Below are 18,639 nucleotides of genomic sequence, written 5' to 3' on the forward strand. Positions count from 1 at the left end.
CCCCACACGCATCGCGGTGGACACCGCCACGGGCGTGTGCGTCTACTCGCACGTGCTCCGGGGCCCGTATGCGGGGCAGGGCCACAGGCTCGTGATCGAGGCGGTGGACGAGTACATGCTGGACGACCTCTTCACCCGCCAGGACTTCGACCTTACGGACGTCTCCCGCCACGTGCCCTGGCCCGTGGCCGCCCCGTAGCCGCACTGCAACGGGCAGTCCCACACTCGGCACCGCGGCCGTGGGGGACGCCGAGGATAAGCGGCTCCCCTCCCACCGGACCGGGCGGCGTCGCCCCCCGCCCGACGACGCCGCGGCCGTCCGTGCACGGGGCGCGTCACACGTCGTGACGCTCCAGGACGTCCGTGACGAGCGCGGCAATGGGCGAGCGCTCCGACCGGGTGAGGGTCACGTGGCCGAACAGCTCGTGGCCCTTGAGCGCCTCGACCACGGCCATGATGCCGTCGTGGCGGCCCACCCGCAGGTTGTCCCGCTGGGCGACGTCGTGCGTGAGCACCACCTTCGAGTTCTGCCCGATCCGTGACAGCGCCGTGAGCAGCACGTTGCGTTCGAGGGACTGCGCCTCGTCCACGATCACCCACGCGTCGTGCAGCGAGCGCCCACGGATGTGGGTCAGAGGCAGCACCTCGAGCATGCCGCGCGCCACGACGTCGTCCACCACGGCCGGGGAGACCACGGCGGAGAGGGTGTCGAAGACCGCCTGGCCCCACGGGTTCATCTTCTCCTCCTCGGTGCCCGGCAGGTAGCCGAGGTCCTGGCCGCCCACCGCGTAGAGCGGGCGGAAGACCATGATGCGGCGGTGCTCGCGGCGTTCCAGCACGGTCTCGAGCCCGGCGCACAGCGCGAGCGCGGACTTTCCCGTGCCCGCGCGCCCGCCCAGGGACACGATCCCCACGGAGGGGTCCAGCAGCAGGTCGATCGCCAGTCGCTGCTCTGCGGAACGGCCCTGCACGCCGAAGACGTCCTTGTCCGCGGCCACCACCCGCGCCTGCCCGTCGCGCTGCACTCGGGCCAGCGCGCTGCCCGCGGAGGAGCGCACCACGAGGCCGGTATTCACGGGCAGTTTACGGGCCCCCGGCACCTCCGCGTGCCCGTCCAGGTAGAGCCCGGAGACGACGTCGTCCGGGACGTCCAGCTGGGCCACCCCCGTGTACTCGTCGTCCCCGCCCAGCCACTCGGCACGGTACTCGTCCGCAGCCAGACCCAGGGCGGAGGCCTTGACGCGCATCGGGAGGTCCTTGGAGACCACGCACACGTCGTGACCCTCCTGCGCGAGGTTCGCGGCCACCGAGAGGATGCGGGAGTCGTTGTCCTTGAGCCGGAAGCTCTGGGGCAGCACCGTGTCCGCCACGTGGTTGAGCTCCACGGCCAGGCACCCACCACCCGGGAGCCCCACCGGGCGGTCCAGCCCGCCGTGGGTCACGCGGAGGTCGTCGAGCAGCCGCAGCGCCTTGCGCGCGAAGTAGCCCAGATCCGGGTCGTGACGCTTGGCCTCGAGCTCGGTGATCACCACCATGGGCACCACCACACGGTGCTCCGCGAAGCGCAGCAGGGCCCGCGGATCCGAGAGCAGCACGGAGGTGTCGATCACGTAGCTGCGCACCGCGCGGGCGGTGTCCGCGGGCTGCGCTGCTCCGGCCAGGCCGCTCGGGTCCACCGGGGAACCGGAAATCCCGGCGGAAGGCACGATCCCCACGGGGGCGTCCTGGCCGGGGAGTCCTGCGGAACGAACGGGTGCCACGGAGGTGTCGCTGCTCATGGGGGCCTTTCCACGCGGGTTCGGGCCGGCACGTGCCGGGTGGTTCCACGCTAGGAGCGGAGAGGAAGGGCGCCCCGGCCCCGCGGTGAACGCGGCGTGAACATCCGCCGTGGAAACGGCACCGCCCGGCATCCCCGTGGGAACCAGGGTGAACGCCCGTGCCCGGTGACCGCACCCACGGATCGGTGAACGCCTCCGCGGGCCGGAACGGTGCGCCGCCCGTCAGCCCCCGAAGCGGCGCTGGCGGCGGGCGTAGTCCCGCAGCGCCCGCAGGAAGTCCACGCGGCGGAAGTCCGGCCACAGGGCCTCGCAGAAGTAGAACTCGCTGTAGGCGGACTGCCACATCAGGAAGCCCGAGAGCCGCTGCTCGCCGGAGGTGCGGATCAAGAGGTCCGGGTCCGGCTGCCCCCGCGTGTAGAGGTGGTCGGAGATGTGCTCCACGCTCAGCGACTCGGCCATCCCCGTGAGGGACTCCCCCCGGGCGGCGGCATCCGCGAGGACCTCGCGCACCGCGTCCACGATCTCCTGGCGCCCGCCGTAGCCCACCGCGATGTTGAGGTGCGGCCCGGGGTTGTCGGCGGTCCTGCGGGCGCTGCACTCGAGCTGCTCCTGCAGCGCGGCAGGCAGCGTGGACAGCGCGCCCACCGGCTGGATGCGGCAGATGCCCTCGTCCTGCAGCTCGCACATGAGCTGGGTGATGATGTCCAGCAGCGCCTCGAGCTCCTCGGGCGGGCGGTTGAGGTTCTCCGTGGAGAGGATGTAGAGGGTGACCACCTGGACGTCGAGCTCGTGGCACCAGCGCAGGAACTCCACGATCTTGCGCGCCCCGGCCCGGTGGCCCTCCTCCGTGGTGGCCCCGAACTGCTTGGCCCAGCGTCGGTTGCCGTCCACCAGCACACCCACGTGGTGGGGCAGCTCCTCGGGTGCGAGGGTGCGGGCCAGGCGGTGCTCGTAGAAGGAGTACAGCACTCGGGGGAGCTTCACGGCGTTCCTACCCCCTGCTTCGCGTCGGCCTGCGTGGTTCCACACGTTCTAAACTACCCGTAGGTCAAGCGCAGTCCAGCAGCGCCCCACCGCCCCGGCGCAGTCCGGGCCGTCCTGGAAGGCAGTGGTACCCAGCATGCGAGAAGATCGTGCGGCCCAGACCCCCGCACCCCCCACCGTGGTCCGACACACCCGCCACGGCGAGCTCACGGTGGAGAAGAAGCCCGCCTGGCGCGGGTGGATCCACGCGGGCTTCAGCCCGTTCGCGATCGCCATGGGGGTCGTGGCCATCGTGGTGGCACCCACGCTGCAGCTGCGCCTGGCGTGCCTGGTCTACACGATCACTGCCGTGATGCTGTTCGGGACCTCTGCCATCTACCACCGCTTCTACTGGGGCGCCCGGATGAACGCGGTGCTGCGCAGACTGGACCACTCCAACATCGCCCTGATCATCGCCGGGACCTACACCCCGCTGGCCGTGAGCTTCCTGCCCGGCGGACCGGCCACCGTGCTGCTCGCCGTGATCTGGTCCATCGGCGCGCTGCTCGTGCTCTTCCGGGTGTTCTGGCTGGGTGCGCCCCGGTGGCTGTACACCCCGCTCTACGTGGTCATGGGGTGCATCGCCCTGCTGTACCTGCCCGCGTTCTTCGCGGTGAACGTCCCGGCCACGGTGCTGCTGATCTGCGGCGGCGCCGCGTACATCGCCGGTGCCGTCTGCTACGCCACCAAGTGGCCGCGGCTGCGCCCCGCAACTTTCAGCTTCCACGAGGTCTTCCACGCGTGCACGATCGTGGGCTTCGTGTGCCACTACATCTCGATCATGCTCGCCATGTTCGCGTCCTGAACCGAGCACCGCTCAGAGCCGGCGCAGCAGCTCCTCGACCGAGTGCACGGGCAGCTCGCACCGCCCGTCCCGGCACCGCCACACGGTGAACCGAGCGCTGGTGTCCGACGGCGTGCCGTACGGCGCCACACGGGACTCCAGGACGAGGGTGTCCAGCACGCGGGCGGCGCCCACGCCTTCCAGCAGCTCGCGCCACTGCTCCGGGGAGGCGTCCGCCACTTGCAGCAGCTGCGGCGGCTCCTGCCCCGCCAGCACCGCGGAGACCATCCCACCGGCGGCCGTGGGTGCCTTGAGCACCACACCCGTGGCCGCCGCCGTCACCGCGGCCACCACGTCCCCGCTCTCGCGCCCGCCCACCTCGGGCCGGGACAGCTCCGAGAGCCACCGGCCGAGCACGGCGGCACTGGACGCGGCGACGTCGTCGAACGGCTCGGCGCGCCCCGTGGCACCGGCCGCCGCGAGCGTGTCGTCCAGCTCTGCGGTCTCGAGCACGCGGTCGTCCCGCACGAAGCGGCGGACCGTGGCGTCCGCGATCTCGCAGCTGCGCTCGTACCACGTGGTGTCCCCCGTGGCGCGGTACAGGGCGAGCAGTCCCGCCCCGAAGCACGCGTGGTCCTCGAGCGCGCCCTCGTGGGGGTCCACCGCGCCGCCGCGCGAGGTCCGCGCGAGCGTCCCCCGCTCGGGGTCCCAGTGCCGCTCCCACAGGAACTGCGCCGCCGTGCCCGCCGTCTCCAGCCACTGCGGCCGGTCGAGCAGCACCGCAGCCTCCGCGAGACCCGTGATCATCATGCCGTTCCAGGCCGTGACCACCTTGTCGTCCCGGCGGGGCGACTCGCGCGCCACGCGACGTTCCCACAGTTCGTGCCGCACGCTCTCGTCGAGGATTCCCGTGAGGGCCCCGGCCTCGCCCCAGCTCGCGGTGACGGGCTCGGGGTGCCCCCGGTCCGCTCCGCTCCGGGAGCCCCGGTCGCGCGCAAAGGTGTAGTAGGCGCCCTCCCGCTCGGCGTGCGGCTCATCCGCGGCGGGGGTGCTGTCTGCGTCCAGCGCGGCCGCGAAGGCACCCTCTCGCGTGATCATCTCGCGGTGCAGCCACTTGACGAGGGCTTCGGCGGCCCTGCGGTACCGGGCCGCACGCGCCGGGTCCGTGCCGTCGCGTTCCAGCAGCTCCACGGTGCGGGCGAGCACGCGCAGCAGCTGGGCGTTGTCGTAGAGCATCTTCTCGAAGTGCGGCAGGGACCAGTCCGGGGTCACCGAGTAGCGGAAGAAGCCGCCGCCCACGTGGTCCTGCAGAGCACCGCGCACGATCGCGTCCAGGATGGCGCACAGCAGCTCACGCGCGGACCGTCGGCGCTGCTCGGCGGCCGCGTGCGCGGATCCGGTCGACCCGTTCTCGGGGCCGCTGCGGCCGGAGCCGTCACGACCGGTGGCGGAGCCCTCGACAACCGGCGCGTCCGCCGCCTCGTCGGCGCGCGAGTCGGCGCCGGGCTGCCTGTGCGCGTCAGCCGAGCCGGGTCCTGCCGTCTCCGGCGAGGGCCCCCGGGCTACTCGCGCCAGGGCGTCGAGCACCGGGGACGGCGGGAACTTGGCGCCCGTGCCGAACCCCTCGTGGGCGGCGTCGCGCGCCACCTCCAGGCCGTCGAGCCACGCGCCCACGAGCCGTCCCGCGGCGTCGTCCGTCTCCTCGCCGGATGGCACGACGACGGCGGGCCCCGCCTCCGCGAGCATCCGCTCCACGAGTTCGGGGTGCCGGGACAGTGCCTCGGTGACCTGGTCCGCGCCCCGCAGCACCTCCTGGCGGCGCTCGGTCCACGCCTCGGTGACGGCGACGAGCACCTGCCGGAAGGACGGTCGCCCCTGGACTGGGCGCGGCGGGAAGTAGGTCCCGGCGTGGAACGCGCGACCCTCCGGCGTGAGGAAGACCGTCATGGGCCACCCGCCCTGGCCCGTGAGCAGCTGGGTGGCCGCCATGTAGGTCGAGTCCACGTCCGGACGCTGCTCCCGGTCCACCTTGACGGCCACGAAGTGCTCATTGACCAGGCGGCCGATCTCCGGGTCCTCGAAGGACTCGTGGGCCATCACGTGGCACCAGTGGCAGGCCGCGTAGCCCACGGACAGCAGCACGGGGATGTCGCGCTCCCGGGCCTCGGCGAAGGCCTCCGGGGAGAACTCCCACCAGTCCACGGGGTTCTCGGCGTGCTGCAGCAGGTACGGGCTGGTGGCGTGCGCCAGACGGTTCGTCATGGCACCACCGTCTCACAGCACCCCGTTATCCCGCCCACCCGGCGGGGTGGCCGGAGCGCGGAACGCTCCCGCGCCAATGCTCGCGGTACGGACGGCGCGCTGCGCGGTCGGTACCGCCCGGACGTCAGGAGCGGGGCTGCTCCGAACCGTCGACGGTGTCCGGGCGGGCGGCATCGCCGTCGCCGCGGTGGGGGCGGGCGACGTCGTGTGGATGGCCGCTCGCCGACCGCGCCCCGGTCGACCCGTCCCCAGCGGACGCCGTCCGCTCCGCACCACCGTGGCGGGAGGCGAGGTGCACCGCTGCCGGAGCCGCCCCCTGGGCCTGCTCCTCCTGCGCAGCGCGCTGCTCGGCGTACTGCGCGCGGTAGCGCAGCCTGCGGTTGCGGCGGTTGAAGTCGATCACGAGCAGAACCACCGCGGCGGTCAGCACGAACGTCATGAGGAAGCCCACGAGCCCGGGCGAGACCTGGCTGGGATCCAGACCCGGCTTCAGGGTGGTGTCGGGGCTCGGAGCGGGGGTCGCGGCGGTCAGAACGGTCAGCAGCGTGGGCACGGCGGCACTCACTTCCCTGGGGTCGTGGTCGGGTCGATCCCGGCGAAGAGATCCGTCTCCGGCAGGCTGGTCTCCACCCGGGACTCCGCGAGGGTGTAGTCCTCCCAGGGCCACACCTCCGCCTGGGTCTCGGCGGAGACCGCGAAGAACATGCCGCGGGGATCCACCTGGGTGCGGTGGCTGCTCAGCGCGCGGTCCCGGGCGGGGAACTGCTCCGGGCAGCGCACCTGCGTGGTGGTCTCGTGCCGGGGCACGGGCGGCTGGTGGCCCTCGGGATCGGACTCCTGCATCGCGGCGATGCGCTGCGCGTACGGGGACGTCAGCCCCCGGGCCTCCAGGGCCTCGTGCAGGGCCAGGAAGCGCTCCGGGTTGAACGCGCGGTCGTAGTACAGCTTGGCCGGCGTCCAGGGATCCCCCGTTCCCGGGTACGCCGCGGGGTCTCCTGCGCGCAGGTACGCCTCCATGGAGACCTTGTGCGTCTGGATGTGGTCCGGGTGGGGGTACCCGCCGTTCTCGTCGTAGCTCAGGATCACGTGCGGGCGGAACTCACGAACCAGCTGCACCAGCGGCGCGGCCGCGCGCTGCAGGGGCTGGAGGGCGAAGCAGCCCCACGGCAGCGGGGGCAGGGGATCGCCCTCCGGCAGCCCGGAGTCCACGAACCCGATCCAGCGGTGCTCGACTCCCAGAGCGGACACGGCCGAGGCCATCTCGTGGCGGCGCAGACCCGGCAGGTCCCGCTCGGCCCGGACGTCGCCCTCCATCTCGGCGTTGAGGATCGAACCGCGCTCACCACCGGTGCACGTGGCCACCATGACGCGGGCGCCGAGCCCGGCGTAGTGGGCCATGGTCGCCGCGCCCTTGCTGGACTCGTCGTCCGGGTGGGCGTGGATGGCCAACAAACGAAGCTGCGAATAGTCCGTCACCGAACGGATGCCTCCAAGACGTCGAAGCGAAAATGACAACCCCCGGTATCCTACGCCGATCACGCCGCCCGAACCCGCCGGACGGTGGCCCGTCCGCCCAGTGCGCACCCATTCCCGCTGGGTACAGTGGAGGCCATGAGTTCCGCGACCTCCCAGCCCTCCGACGCCCGGCGCACGCCGGAGGAGCCCGCCACGGAGCGGGTGCTCTCCCAGCGCTACGGATCGGGCCACCGCACCGTGGCGGGCACGCCCCGCCGCGGCCCCGGGGCAAGGGGCTGGATCCTCATTGCGGTGGCGGCCACCCTGGTGGCGGCACTGTTCGTCACGTGGATCGTGCGGGGCGAGTCCCAGCAGCCCGTGGCCAAGGACGTCAGCTTCAAGATCATGGACGCCGGGCAGGTCTACGCGGACTTCGACCTCACCAAGGACCCGGACCAGACCGTCACGTGCGCCGTGCAGGCGCTGAACGAGCAGTACGCCGTGGTGGGGTGGAACGAGGTCACGATCGGCCACGTCCCCGAGGACGAGCTCAACGGCCGCACCAGCACCCACCGGGTGCCCGTGCGCACCACCAACCTGGCCAACACCGCGGGCGTGGACTCCTGCTGGAACACCTCCGGCTGACGCACCGAGTGCCCCGCGTCACTTTGGGGTGCGGGCGCAGCGTCCTCTACACTTGCCCGAAGACCACATCCCCGACCCGGAAGCGCTGGGCCACACGGCTCGCCCCGGGGCGGGGTTTTTCACACGTGACCGTCAGGGCGACGGACACCGGAGAACGGAGGCACAGTGCCTGCACAAGAGGGAGCCTGGCTCACCCAGGAAGCGTACGACCGGCTCAAGAAGGAGCTCGACTACATCGCCGGGCCCTACCGCCAGGAGATCGTGGACCGGATCGAACAGGCGCGCTCCGAGGGAGACCTCAAGGAGAACGGCGGCTACCACGCCGCCCGTGAGGAGCAGGGCAAGAACGAGGGCCGCATCGTGCAGCTGACCCAGCTGCTCGAGAACGCCCAGGTGGGCGAGGCCCCCGCAGACGACGGCATCATCGAGGCCGGGATGGTCGTGACCGCCGAGATCGCCGGGGACGAGATGACCTTCCTCATGGGATCCCGCGAGGTCGCCGAGGACCTCACCGGCGGCGAGGACCTGGAGGTCTTCTCCGAGCGCTCCCCCATGGGTGCCGCGATCAACGGCCACAAGGTGGGTGAGACCGTGAGCTACCAGGCCCCCAACGGCAAGGACATCACGGTGAAGATCCTCAAGGCCAAGCCCTTCAGCCGCTGAGCCACCCCGACCCCTCCGCGGGTCCCCGGAGGCCACCTCGCCACGGCGGGGTGGCCTTTCGCGTACCCGGGTGGTGCCGCCGCCCACCACGCCCCGGTTCACACGGTTCCCGCAGGCGCGCCCCGTAGGATCGTGCCATCACCTGTCACGTCCCCGAGAGGAGCCCGACCGTGGTCACCCACTGGAATCGCAGCCCGGCACCCTGGACCACGCCGTTGATCGTCCTCACGGCGCTGCTGGCCGTGGCGGCAATCGTCGTCCACGTCCTGGGCCAGGGCAATCCCTCGCTCAACGCCACGGGCGGTCTGCGCAACATCCTCTTCGTGGCCACGTTCGCGTCCGCGCTGCTCACGTTCTTCACCGCGCGGGGGCGACGCCGCTAGCGCTCCCCCACCGGGCGCGTCAGTGCACGATGACCGGGTGGTACCCGTGCGTCTCGAGGGCCGCGATCACCTGGTCGCAGTGCGCGTGTCCCTTGGTCTCCATGTCGATGGTGATGGACACGTCCCCCATGGACAGTGATCCCCCGATCCGCGTGTGGTTCACACCGGTGACGTTGGCATCCATGTCCGCGATGATCTTGGAGATCTGGGCGAGCTCGCCGGGGCGGTCCGTGAGCATCATCTTGATGGTCATGTAGCGTCCGGCCGCGGACAGTCCGCGCTGGATCACCTTGAGCATGAGCATGGGGTCGATGTTGCCCCCGGAGAGCAGCACCACGGTGGTTCCGAGCTCTGGGTGGGTCCGCTTCAGCTCGCCCTCGAGGATGGCCGCCACGCCCACGGCACCGGCCGGCTCCACCACCATCTTGTTGCGCTCGAGCATGAAGATCAGGGCCTGGGAGAGGGAGTCCTCGGACACCGTGACCACGTCGTCCGCGAGCTCCCGGATGATCCGGAACGGCAACTGGCCGGGGCGACCCACCGCGATGCCGTCCGCGATCGTGGACACCTTGGACAGTGTCACGATCGCGTCTCCCGCGAGGGACGGCGGATAGGCCGCGGCGTTCTCCGCCTGGACCCCGATCACCCGGATGTCCCTCCCCTGCTGCTCGGCCTTCGCCTTGACGGCCACGGACAGCCCGGCCAGCAGGCCACCGCCCCCCACCCCGGCGATCACCGTGTCCACCGTGGGCAGCTGGTCCAGGATCTCCAGCCCGATGGTGCCCTGTCCGGCGATGATGTCCACGTGGTCGAACGGGTGGACGAACACCGCACCGGTCTCGTCCGCGAAGCGCTGCGCCTCCGCGAGGGCCTCGTCCACGGAGGAGCCGTGCAGGACCACCTCCGCGCCGTGGTCCTGCGTGGCCGCGATCTTGGGCAGGGCCGCTCCGCGGGGCATGTAGATCCGTGCGGTGATCCCCAGTTTTGCCGCGGCGAGCGCCACTCCCTGCGCGTGGTTGCCCGCCGACGCCGCCACCACACCCCTGCGCTTCTCGTCCTCGCTGAGCTGCGCCATGCGCACGTAGGCGCCCCGCGCCTTGAACGAGCCCGCGCGCTGCAGGTTCTCGCACTTGAGGTACACCTCGGAGCCCAGCATGCGCGACAGGGCGCGGGAGTGGGCCAGCGGGGTGCGCTCGATGATGCCGTCCAGCAGCTGCGCGGCGTCGTGGACGTCCGTGGCGGAAACGGGCAGTGCATTGTGGCCCACAGGGAATTCCTTCGTCGTTGCCGGGTCGTGAGGCCTGCCGCTCCCCGCGCACGGCCGGATCGCGGCGGGCGGCGTGGTGGAGGAACGCAGAACGCGGCGCCCGCAGATGGGGACGCCGCGTTCCATGCTATGGCACCGGTGCGTCAGCGCAGCGGCTGGTCCTCACCCGGAGAACGCTGCTCGATGCTCGCGTTGTGCTCGGTCTCCTTCTTGTGCTTCTCCTCGCGCTTGCGCTCCTCGCTCTCGCGCTCACGGTGGCGCTTGCCGCGGAACCGCTGCAGCTGCGCCATGATCTGCTCGCTGGAGAGGTTCTTCTTCTTGGCGGCCTTCTTGATCTCACGCGGGTACAGGAACGGCTCCCACGCGATCTCGTCGTCGTGCTCCCACGCCCGGCCGGCCAGGTAGCGGATGATCGTGTTGAGGATGGCCATCAGCGGCACGGCGAACAGGGCGCCGATGATCCCGAAGAGCACGCTTCCGGCGGCCACCGCCAGGAAGACCGCCACGGGGTGCAGCGAGACCGCCTTGCCCATCACCAGGGGCTGCAGGATGTTGGACTCGATCTGCTGCACGGCCAGGACCACCAGCAGCATGGCCAGTGCAATGCCGGGGCTGACCGCCACGAGCGCCACCAGGACCGCCACGGCTCCGGTCAGCACCGCACCCACGATGGGGATGAACGACGCCAGGAACACCAGGACGCCGATCGGCAGCGCCAGGGGCACGTGCAGCAGGAACGCTCCGAGGCCGATGCCCACGGCGTCCACGAAGGCCACGAAGACCTGGATCCGTACGTACTGCGCCAGGGAGATCCAGCCCTTGCGGCCCGCCCCGTTGACGGCCGGACGGGCCCGACGCGGGAAGAGCTTCACCAGGAAGAGCCAGATGCTCTCCCCGTCCATGAGGAAGAACAGCAGCACGAACAGCGCGATGACGGTGCCGGTCACGATGTTGCTCGCGGTGGAGCCGAACGTCATGGCCCCGGAGAGGATCGCGTCCGAGTTGGCCTGCAGGATGCTGCCGAGCTCCGAGAACCACTGGTTGATGGTGTCGGTGGAGATGTTCAGGCGGCTGTCCTCGAGCATGCCCATGAGCTGCTGGAAGCCCGCCACCACGTTGCTGGAAAGCTGCGCGAAGCCCACGATGATCTGCTGACCCGCGAGCGTCAGCAGCCCCAGGACCAGGAGGATCAGGCCCAGCTCCACCGTGATGGCCGCGAGCGCCGCCGGGATCCCCTTGGAGCGCAGCCACCGCACGGCGGGTGACAGCAGCCCGGCGGCCAGCGCCGCCAGCAGAACCGGGATCAGGACGGTGGTCACGTGGCTCAGCAGCCAGCCGATCACACCCACCCCGGCGATGATCAGCAGGACGCGCCAGGACCACGCCGCGGCGATCCGAACGGGCGTGGTGACCATGGTCTCGGCATCGGCGATGGGCACGGGATTCGACTGGGGGACGTCTGAGGCGCGGCCCGGGGGTGAGCCCGCGTGCGACGTCGGAACACTGGATGACATGCGCACTATCATCGCACCATTGCGCGCGCCCCAGATACACGCGAACGAGAACCGAGGATGACAAGATGGCTGTCATGTCCACCACACTGCTGCGTGTCCTGGCCCAGCGCCGCCCCGCGAGTCTGCTCACCCAGGAGAGTCCCCGGCCCGAGGACCTGGAGGCCGTGCTGAGGGCCGCGGCCGGCGCCAAGTACGACGACCGCCCCACGGGGTGGCGGGTGGCCGTGACCAACCGCAGGTCGGCCTCCCTGCTGGCCGCCGCGATGGCCGGGCTCACCTCGGTGCCCAACCTCACCGGCCCGGTGCCCCGGTTGAAGGGCAAGAAGATCCGCGTGCTCGCCGCCTACCGCGGCAGCCTGCAGTGGGCGTCCCGGGGCGGGGTGGCCCTGGCGCTGATCTTCCGGCACCATCCCGAGCTCCCGGAGTCCAAGAAGGACCAGCGGGGTCAGGTCCACGCGGCACGCGGTGTGCTGGAAGCCGCGTTCTACGCGCAGGGCTGGGCCACCATGTGGTCCCAGCGTGAACCCTTCGACCGCGAGCTGATCCGTGACTTCTACTCGCTGGACGAGCACGAGGAGGTGCTCGGCTGGCTGTTCGTGGGCCGCGCGGCATCCGACAGCGTGCCGGCCAGGGCCATCAACCTGCCGCCCCGCGAGCTGGAGATCAGCTGGATCTGAGCCGCCACGGACGGAACCGACGGCAAGACCACGGCGGCCCGGTGCTGGTGTGCACCGGGCCGCCGTGGTCTGTGGTGGCTCAGATCCGCAGCTGCGGCTCCGTGTCCTGTTGCGAGGTCAGTCGCTCATGGAGCGGATGATCGAGAGCACGCGCAGGATCTCCACGTACGCCCAGATCAGGGTCACGGTCAGCCCGAAAGCTGCGGTCCACGCGGCCTTCTGGGGGATCCCGCGGGCGACGCCGTCGCTGATGTTCTCGAAGTCCAGCACGAAGCTGTAGGCCGCCAGCAGGATGGCCACGGCCCCCACCACCAGTCCCAGCGGGATGCCCATGATGGAGACCTCGGAGCGCATGTCGAAGCCGCCGATGAGGCTCGTGCCCAGGTTGACCAGCGCGAAGATGGCGTAGGCCATGAGGGCGACCATGAAGAACTTGGTCACGCGCGGGGACGACCGCAGCACACCGACCTTGTACAGCACCAGGACGGAGACGAACACGGCCAGGGTGCCGATCACTGCCTGCACCACGATCCCCGGGTACGCGGCCTCCATCATCATGGAGAACCCGCCCAGGAACATGCCCTCGGCCAGGGCGTAGAGGATGATGAGCACGGGGCTGGGCTCGCGCTTGAACGAGTTGACCAGACCGAGCACCAGGCCCACCAGGGCGCCGGGGAAGGCCAGGACGGGCATGAACCAGCCCGCCGCCGCACCGGCGATCACGCACGCCAGCACGAGCGAGGTGCGCATCACGACGTCGTCGTAGCTCATGCGTCCCGTCTGCGCGGGACCCGCAGCGGGCGCGTTGTACATCCGCTCGAGCTGCTCGGGTGAGTAGCGGGAATCCTGGTAGGACCCCGGGGTGGTCGCGTTCTTCTTGTCGAAGTCGCGCAGGAGGGGGTTTCCGCCGGCCATGTGACGTCCTTTCGAGGGCGTAGTCGAGCTGTTGCCCCAGGCTATCAGCGGCACCTGCGCGCCACTGCGCGCTTCAGCACAGGATCACCAGGTTCAGGGCCAGCTGCCAGGTCCAGAGCCGCGCGGGCCGGTCGGGACCGGCGGTGGGGTGCCCCCAGTGGGATTCGAACCCACACTGAGCGGATTTTAAGTCCGCTGCCTCTGCCGGTTGGGCTATGGGGGCGGCAACGACGGCGGTGGGGTCGCCTCGAGTGCGACCCCACCGCTGAACGTCCGCTTCCGTGCGGAAAAACCCTAGAGCCGTGCCTTCTCCGAGGGCTGGTCCTTCCCGGCAGCCTGGAGGAACGCGCTGCGGGGCTCCCGCAGGTGGCGCAGAGCGGTGGTGTCGCGGCCGAAGAGCATGTTGATGCCCCACTCCGTGAACACACGAACCTTGCGCTCCACGGTGGGGATCGCGTAGCCGTGGTAGAGCCGGTGCATGGTCCAGGCGGGCAGCCCGCCGAGGTCCACGCCGCGGATGGTGGCCGCACCCTTGTAGAGGCCCAGCCCCGCCACGGAACCGAGGTTCTCGTGGTAGTAGTCCTCCAGCGCCTCGCCCTGGTGGGCCGCCATGATGTTCTTGGCCATGGTGGCGGCCTGACGCACGGCGTGCTGGGCGTTCGGGACGCAGAACCCGCCGGGGCCGGAGCCCGTGAGGTCCGGGACGGCGGCGATGTCGCCGGCGGCCCAGGCACCCTCGAGGGGCCCGTCGTCACCGGTGACCCGCAGGTCCGCGCCCACGCGCACGCGGCCGCGCTCGTCCACCGGGAGGTCGCTGTTCTTGGCGAAGCCGGAGGCCGCCACTCCGGCACACCAGATCAGGGTGTCGGTGGCCACCTCGCCGGCCGGGGACTTGTCGCCCATGTTGATGAGCTTCACGACGTCCCCGTCCACCTCGGAGATGGAGGTGTTGAGGAGGACCTCGATGCCGCGGGCGCGCATCTCGGCGATGACCTTCTCGGCGCGGTCCTTGGAGACCTCGGGCATGATCCGGCCCATGGCCTCCACGAGCACGAAGCGCAGGTCCGAGACGCGCAGGCGGTCGTTGCGCTCCACGGCGGTGCGGGCCATGTCCTCGAGCTCCGCGATGGACTCCGAGCCGGCGTAGCCGCCGCCCACCACGATGAAGGTCAGCGCCTTGCGCTTCTCCTCCTCGCTGTCGGTGAGGGAGGCGACCTCGATGCGCTCGAGCACCCAGTTGCGCACCGACACGGCCTCTTCGATGGTCTTCATGCCGATGGCCTTCTCCGCGAGCCCCGGAATGGGGAACGTGCGGGTGGTGGAGCCACCGGCGATCACGATCTCGTCGTAGGGCAGCTGGAACTCCGGGCCCTCGTCGATCCCGCGCACGGTGACCGTGTGCGAGGCGTGGTCGATGTGCTCCACGCGGCCACCGACCAGCTCGCAGTCACCGAGGTGCTGGCGGTGGGAGATGACGGCGGAACGAGCGTCGATGTTGCCCGCCGCGACCTCCGGCAGGAACGGGAGGTAGGTCATGTACGGGTTGGGGTCCACCACCGTGACCACGCCGCCCGACTCCTTGATGCGAGTCTGCAGCTTCTGGGCGAGGGTGAAGCCGACGTAGCCGCCACCCACGATGAGAAGGCGCGGTCGGTCCTTAGCAAGTTGATTGAAAGCCATGCCCCCGAGTTTACCCACGGTACCGGGCTTTCGCTGGCGGTGTGACGGTCGGGAAGTGTGCTGATCGTGAAATCAGCGGGAGAGCCGGCGGATGTGCAGGACGGCGGCCACGGTCAGAGCGGTCACCACCAGCCCGAAGGACGCGAGCACCACGACCGGCAGCGCCCCGGTCTCGTTGAGCGGTGCCTGTGCGACCGGCGGGGTGGCCTCCTGGGTGACCTGCCGGGCGTCCCCGTCCGTGGTGCCGGAGGTGGCCGTGGGTGCGGCAGAGCCGCTGCGCGGACGGTTCTGGTCGATCCAGTGCCGCACGCTGCCCATGGGGTTCTCGTCCGGGGTCTCGACGTCGTCGAGCACGGCCGCGCGCACGTCCAGCACCCCGTAGCCGTAGATCGGGTCCTTGCCCTTCTCCCCCGCGTCGTGCGCGGTCTTCACGATGCGCTGCGTGACCTGCTCGGCCGTGAGCTCCGGGTGCTGCTCCATGACCAGGGCCGCCGTTCCCGCCACGAGGGGTGCGGTGGCGGAGGTGCCGGACCACTGCGCGTAGCCGTCACCGGGCATCGCGCCCACCATGTCCTCACTGGGACCGGCCACGGCGATCGAGATGCCCTGGGAGGACGAGTCCCAGCTGGCCCTGCCCGAACGGTCCACGCCCCCCACGGACACCACGCCCGGGATGGTGGCCGGTGCGCCCACCTGGTTCAGTCCGGAGCCCCTGTTGCCCGCCGCGGCGACCACCAGCACGTCCTTCTCCTCCGCGTACGCGAACGCGGAGTCCCAGGACTGCGGCCAGGAGGTGGAGTCGGAGCCCACGGACATGTTGATCACGTCCGCGCCGTGGTCCACGGCCCACCGGACGGCCTCGGGGATCTGCTCGTTGACGTCCTTGACACCGGGCTGCTCGTTGCCGAGCCACAGGGAGACCGGCAGAATCTCCGCGTCCGGAGCCACCCCGAGGATTCCCTCCTGGTGGCCCGGGCCGTTCTCGTTCGGGGCCCCGTGACCGCGTCCGGCCGCGAGGGACGAGACGAGGGTTCCGTGCTCGGGCTCGGCCCCGAGACCCTTCTGGCCGTCGGGCTGGCCGGCGCCGGACGCGTCCGCACCCGGCAGCACGCCGCCGGCGAGGTCCTGGTGGCCACCGTCCACACCCGTGTCGATCACCGCGATCTTCACGCCCTTGCCCGTGGACTGCTTCCAGGCGTCGCGCACCCCGTAGTCGTCCAGCCAGTACTCGCTCTGCTGGATGTCCGCCCCGTCCACCGGGGGCTTGCCACCGGCGGGCGGGGGCTGCACCGGGGTCTCCACCGGGACGGACGGTGCTGGCGCGGGGACCGCGGGGTCCTGGGCCAGCGCGGGAGCGAGCGTGGCTCCCGAGAGCAGCAGCGCCGCCGCCGACCCCGCGAGCGCGCGGCGCGTTCTCGATCGACCGGTCATGTCCGTCGTGTCTCCTCGTGTGTCCCGCCGTCCGTGCCGCGGGTGGTCCCGGCGGTGCCGGGTGTCAGGTGTCGGGTGTCAGGACACCAGCGACAGGCCGATGCCGTCCAGGATGTCGTGCTCGCTCGCGGTCACGGTGTCGACCCGGCCGTCCGTTGCCCGGGCCACCCGCTCGACCACGCGGCGCCACACGAGCGCTCCGGCCCCGATCACGTCCACCCGGCCCTCGTGCATGAAGCCCAGGCGTGCCCGCTGCTTGCGGGTCATGGCGGTGAGCTCCCGGCACGCGCGGTCCACGTCCGCGACGTCCAGCACCGTCCCGTTGATGCGGTCGGGGTCGTAGCGCTTGAGACCCATGGCCATGGCCGTGACGGTGGTGACGGTGCCCGCCACTCCCACCAGGCGGGTGGTCTGCTCCAGGGGGACCGTGCGTGCCACCACGTCCATGGCCTCGTCCACGTCCCGGAGCACGTGGGCCTGCTGCTCCTCGGTGGGAGGGTTGGAGCCCAGGTGGCGCTCCGTCATGCGCACGCACCCCACGTCCACGCTGCGGGCGGCCAGCACCTCGCGGGGGGTGCCCAGCACGCACTCCGTGGAACCGCCGCCCACGTCCACCACGAGCACCCGGTCCGCGGGGTCCAGGCCCGGGGCCGCGTTGAGTGCGCCCCGGAAGGACAGGGCGGCCTCCTCGTCGCCGCTGACGACCTCAGGAACCACGCCCAGCCGGGAGCGGATGCCCGCCACGAACACGTCCCGGTTGCCGGCGTCCCGGGTGGCGGAGGTGGCCACGAAACGCACCCTGTCCGCACCGTGCTCGGTGATCAGGGCGGCGTACTCGTCCACGGCGGCGAACGTGCGCTCGAGAGCGGCCTCGGCGAGCCACCCCGTGGCGTCCACACCCTGACCCAGGCGCACGATGCGCATCTCGCGCACCACGTCCTTCAGGGCGGGGTGGTGCTCGCGGGTCACCACGTCGGCGATGAGCAGTCGGATGGAGTTGGTACCGCAGTCGATGGCAGCAACGCGCATGGCAGCAGAGATCCTCGTGTCGAAGGGGGCAGGGGTCCGGCGCGTCAGGCCGCGTCGCGCCACGCGGGGTCGCACGCGCAGCGCTGCGGCGTCCACGTCCCGGAGATGGTCTCGAGGGTCTCGTCCCCGAGCGGGTTCACCCCGGGGCCCGCGGCCAGGCTGTGGCCCACGAGCACGTGCAGGCACTTCACCCGGGTGGGCATCCCACCGGCCGAGATCCCCTCGATCTCCGGGACGTCACCGGTGCCCGCGAGCTCGCCCACACGACGCCGCTGGGCCAGGTAGTCCTCGTGCGCCGCGCGGTGCTGCTCGGCGAGCTCCGGATCCTGGGCCACGCGGTCGGACATCGCGTACATGGCGCCCTCCGCCTCGAGCCGGGACACGGCGGCGGTGACCACCGGATGGGTCAGGTAGAAGACCGTGGGGAACGGGGTGCCGTTGCTCAGCCGCGGGGCCGTGGCCACCACGAGGGGGTTGCCGCACACGCAGCGCGCCGCGATCTCCACGACGTCCCGGGCCGGCCTCCCGAGCTGGGCTCCCACCACGGTGAGGTCCTGTGGCGTGACGGTCGGGTCGTGCGGTGCGGTCACTTCTCGCTGCTTTCGTCCGGTTGCGGTTCCAGGGTGATGTCCTCCTGGGGGTAGGCGGAGTCGAGCACCGACTGCCAGAGCCCGTCCGCCCACGCTGGTTTGCCGGCCTCGACCTGCTCGGCCGAGGACTCCGGGGCCTGGTGCAGCTCCTGCTGCCCGCCGAGCACCACGTAGGCGCTCTCACCGGGCTTCACGTAGGACATCCGCTCCCGGGCCTGCTGCTCCACGTAGGCGTCGTCCCCCCAGAGCTGCTCCTCGCGCTTGAGCTCCTGCTGGCGCTGCTCCTCGTGGGCGATGCTCGCCTGCAGCTCGGAGATCTGCGCCCGCTGGTCCAGGAAGATCTTGGCGGTGGGCGCGGCCAGGAACACGATCAGCGTGGCCACGACGACCAGGGCCACCAGGCGCCCGTTGAACGAGTGCGCGGGCGTGGGCGCCGCCAGCGTGGACGAGCCTCCCGCGGAGCGCTCGGGACGCGGTGCGGCGTCGCGGCGCGGGTCCGGTCGCTCGGTCCGAGGGGCCTGCTGCGCGGGGCGCGGTGTGCGT

At 71.3% G+C, this 18,639-nt stretch carries 18 protein-coding genes, 1 tRNA gene and 1 pseudogene; 6 read left to right on the forward strand and 14 right to left on the reverse strand.

Translation table 11 applies throughout. The features are described 5' to 3' along the window. A pseudogene (locus QL985_RS09645) lies at positions 1 to 199 on the forward strand (hypothetical protein); the annotation flags it as partial. A 136-nt stretch (positions 200 to 335) separates the two neighbouring features. Here QL985_RS09645 and QL985_RS09650 read toward each other — a convergent pair. Continuing rightward, a complete protein-coding gene (locus QL985_RS09650; protein WP_259906069.1) occupies positions 336 to 1,778 on the reverse strand; it encodes a PhoH family protein in 1,443 nt (480 codons plus the stop codon). 222 nt (positions 1,779 to 2,000) lie between these two features. Further along, positions 2,001 to 2,762, reverse strand: a complete 762-nt coding sequence (locus tag QL985_RS09655; protein ID WP_059280844.1) for an isoprenyl transferase — start codon at positions 2,760 to 2,762, stop codon at positions 2,001 to 2,003. Between the two features lie 136 nt (positions 2,763 to 2,898). Between QL985_RS09655 and QL985_RS09660 the strand changes: the two genes are divergently transcribed. Then, positions 2,899 to 3,606, forward strand: coding sequence for a hemolysin III family protein (locus tag QL985_RS09660; RefSeq protein WP_259906068.1), 708 nt, complete (start codon positions 2,899 to 2,901; stop codon positions 3,604 to 3,606). Between the two features lie 12 nt (positions 3,607 to 3,618). On the opposite strand, the gene QL985_RS09665 is transcribed toward QL985_RS09660, so the two are convergent. The 3 genes from QL985_RS09665 to mca all read right to left on the reverse strand — a co-directional run bounded on the left by QL985_RS09665 (position 3,619) and on the right by mca (position 7,323). Then, positions 3,619 to 5,847 carry a thioredoxin domain-containing protein gene (locus QL985_RS09665; RefSeq protein ID WP_259906065.1) on the reverse strand — a complete coding sequence of 743 codons (2,229 nt, stop codon included), beginning with the start codon at positions 5,845 to 5,847 and terminating at the stop codon, positions 3,619 to 3,621. Positions 5,848 to 5,971: 124 nt separating this feature from the next. Further along, the gene (locus QL985_RS09670; protein WP_290147761.1) at positions 5,972 to 6,400 is read right to left on the reverse strand and encodes a hypothetical protein; all 429 of its coding nucleotides are present in this window, start codon (positions 6,398 to 6,400) and stop codon (positions 5,972 to 5,974) included. Positions 6,401 to 6,408: 8 nt separating this feature from the next. Beyond that, on the reverse strand, positions 6,409 to 7,323 hold the full coding sequence (gene mca, locus QL985_RS09675) for a mycothiol conjugate amidase Mca (RefSeq protein WP_259906063.1): 915 nt from the start codon (positions 7,321 to 7,323) through the stop codon (positions 6,409 to 6,411). Between the two features lie 135 nt (positions 7,324 to 7,458). Here mca and QL985_RS09680 point away from each other — a divergent pair, with 135 nt between their 5' ends. The 3 genes from QL985_RS09680 to QL985_RS09690 all read left to right on the forward strand — a co-directional run bounded on the left by QL985_RS09680 (position 7,459) and on the right by QL985_RS09690 (position 8,993). Then, positions 7,459 to 7,947, forward strand: a complete 489-nt coding sequence (locus tag QL985_RS09680) for a DUF4307 domain-containing protein (protein WP_019310181.1) — start codon at positions 7,459 to 7,461, stop codon at positions 7,945 to 7,947. A gap of 165 nt (positions 7,948 to 8,112) precedes the next feature. Further along, on the forward strand, positions 8,113 to 8,610 hold the full coding sequence (gene greA, locus QL985_RS09685) for a transcription elongation factor GreA (RefSeq protein ID WP_019310182.1): 498 nt from the start codon (positions 8,113 to 8,115) through the stop codon (positions 8,608 to 8,610). A gap of 170 nt (positions 8,611 to 8,780) precedes the next feature. Beyond that, positions 8,781 to 8,993 carry a hypothetical protein gene (locus tag QL985_RS09690; protein WP_019310183.1) on the forward strand — a complete coding sequence of 71 codons (213 nt, stop codon included), beginning with the start codon at positions 8,781 to 8,783 and terminating at the stop codon, positions 8,991 to 8,993. A 19-nt stretch (positions 8,994 to 9,012) separates the two neighbouring features. Here QL985_RS09690 and ilvA read toward each other — a convergent pair whose 3' ends face one another. Next, complete coding sequence (ilvA, locus tag QL985_RS09695) at positions 9,013 to 10,260, reverse strand: threonine ammonia-lyase (protein ID WP_102613740.1); 1,248 nt, start codon at positions 10,258 to 10,260, stop codon at positions 9,013 to 9,015. 143 nt (positions 10,261 to 10,403) lie between these two features. Continuing rightward, positions 10,404 to 11,699, reverse strand: a complete 1,296-nt coding sequence (locus QL985_RS09700) for an AI-2E family transporter (RefSeq protein ID WP_249494303.1) — start codon at positions 11,697 to 11,699, stop codon at positions 10,404 to 10,406. A gap of 149 nt (positions 11,700 to 11,848) precedes the next feature. Here QL985_RS09700 and QL985_RS09705 point away from each other — a divergent pair, with 149 nt between their 5' ends. Then, entirely contained in the window at positions 11,849 to 12,451 is a 603-nt protein-coding gene (locus tag QL985_RS09705; RefSeq protein WP_019310186.1) for a hypothetical protein, read from the forward strand. 117 nt (positions 12,452 to 12,568) lie between these two features. Here QL985_RS09705 and QL985_RS09710 read toward each other — a convergent pair whose 3' ends face one another. From QL985_RS09710 to QL985_RS09740, 7 genes are all read right to left on the reverse strand, one after another. Next, complete coding sequence (locus QL985_RS09710; protein WP_144802934.1) at positions 12,569 to 13,366, reverse strand: Bax inhibitor-1/YccA family protein; 798 nt, start codon at positions 13,364 to 13,366, stop codon at positions 12,569 to 12,571. A 149-nt stretch (positions 13,367 to 13,515) separates the two neighbouring features. Beyond that, positions 13,516 to 13,589, reverse strand: a tRNA-Leu gene (locus QL985_RS09715). A gap of 71 nt (positions 13,590 to 13,660) precedes the next feature. Then, positions 13,661 to 15,046 (reverse strand): NAD(P)/FAD-dependent oxidoreductase, encoded by a 1,386-nt coding sequence (locus QL985_RS09720; RefSeq protein ID WP_039100910.1) that lies wholly within the window; start codon positions 15,044 to 15,046, stop codon positions 13,661 to 13,663. A 72-nt stretch (positions 15,047 to 15,118) separates the two neighbouring features. After that, on the reverse strand, positions 15,119 to 16,477 hold the full coding sequence (locus tag QL985_RS09725; protein ID WP_039100909.1) for a S8 family serine peptidase: 1,359 nt from the start codon (positions 16,475 to 16,477) through the stop codon (positions 15,119 to 15,121). Between the two features lie 78 nt (positions 16,478 to 16,555). Continuing rightward, entirely contained in the window at positions 16,556 to 17,506 is a 951-nt protein-coding gene (locus tag QL985_RS09730; protein ID WP_039100908.1) for a Ppx/GppA phosphatase family protein, read from the reverse strand. Positions 17,507 to 17,550: 44 nt separating this feature from the next. Next, positions 17,551 to 18,096 (reverse strand): DUF501 domain-containing protein, encoded by a 546-nt coding sequence (locus tag QL985_RS09735; protein ID WP_019310191.1) that lies wholly within the window; start codon positions 18,094 to 18,096, stop codon positions 17,551 to 17,553. Further along, positions 18,093 to 18,639 (reverse strand): septum formation initiator family protein (locus tag QL985_RS09740; protein ID WP_290147764.1); only part of this gene is annotated, 547 nt, incomplete at its 5' end. The genes QL985_RS09740 and QL985_RS09735, both read right to left, overlap by 4 nt.

It is taken from the genome of Kocuria sp. APC 4018, from assembly GCF_030407675.1.
Classification (GTDB): Bacteria; Actinomycetota; Actinomycetes; order Actinomycetales; family Micrococcaceae; genus Kocuria; species Kocuria rhizophila.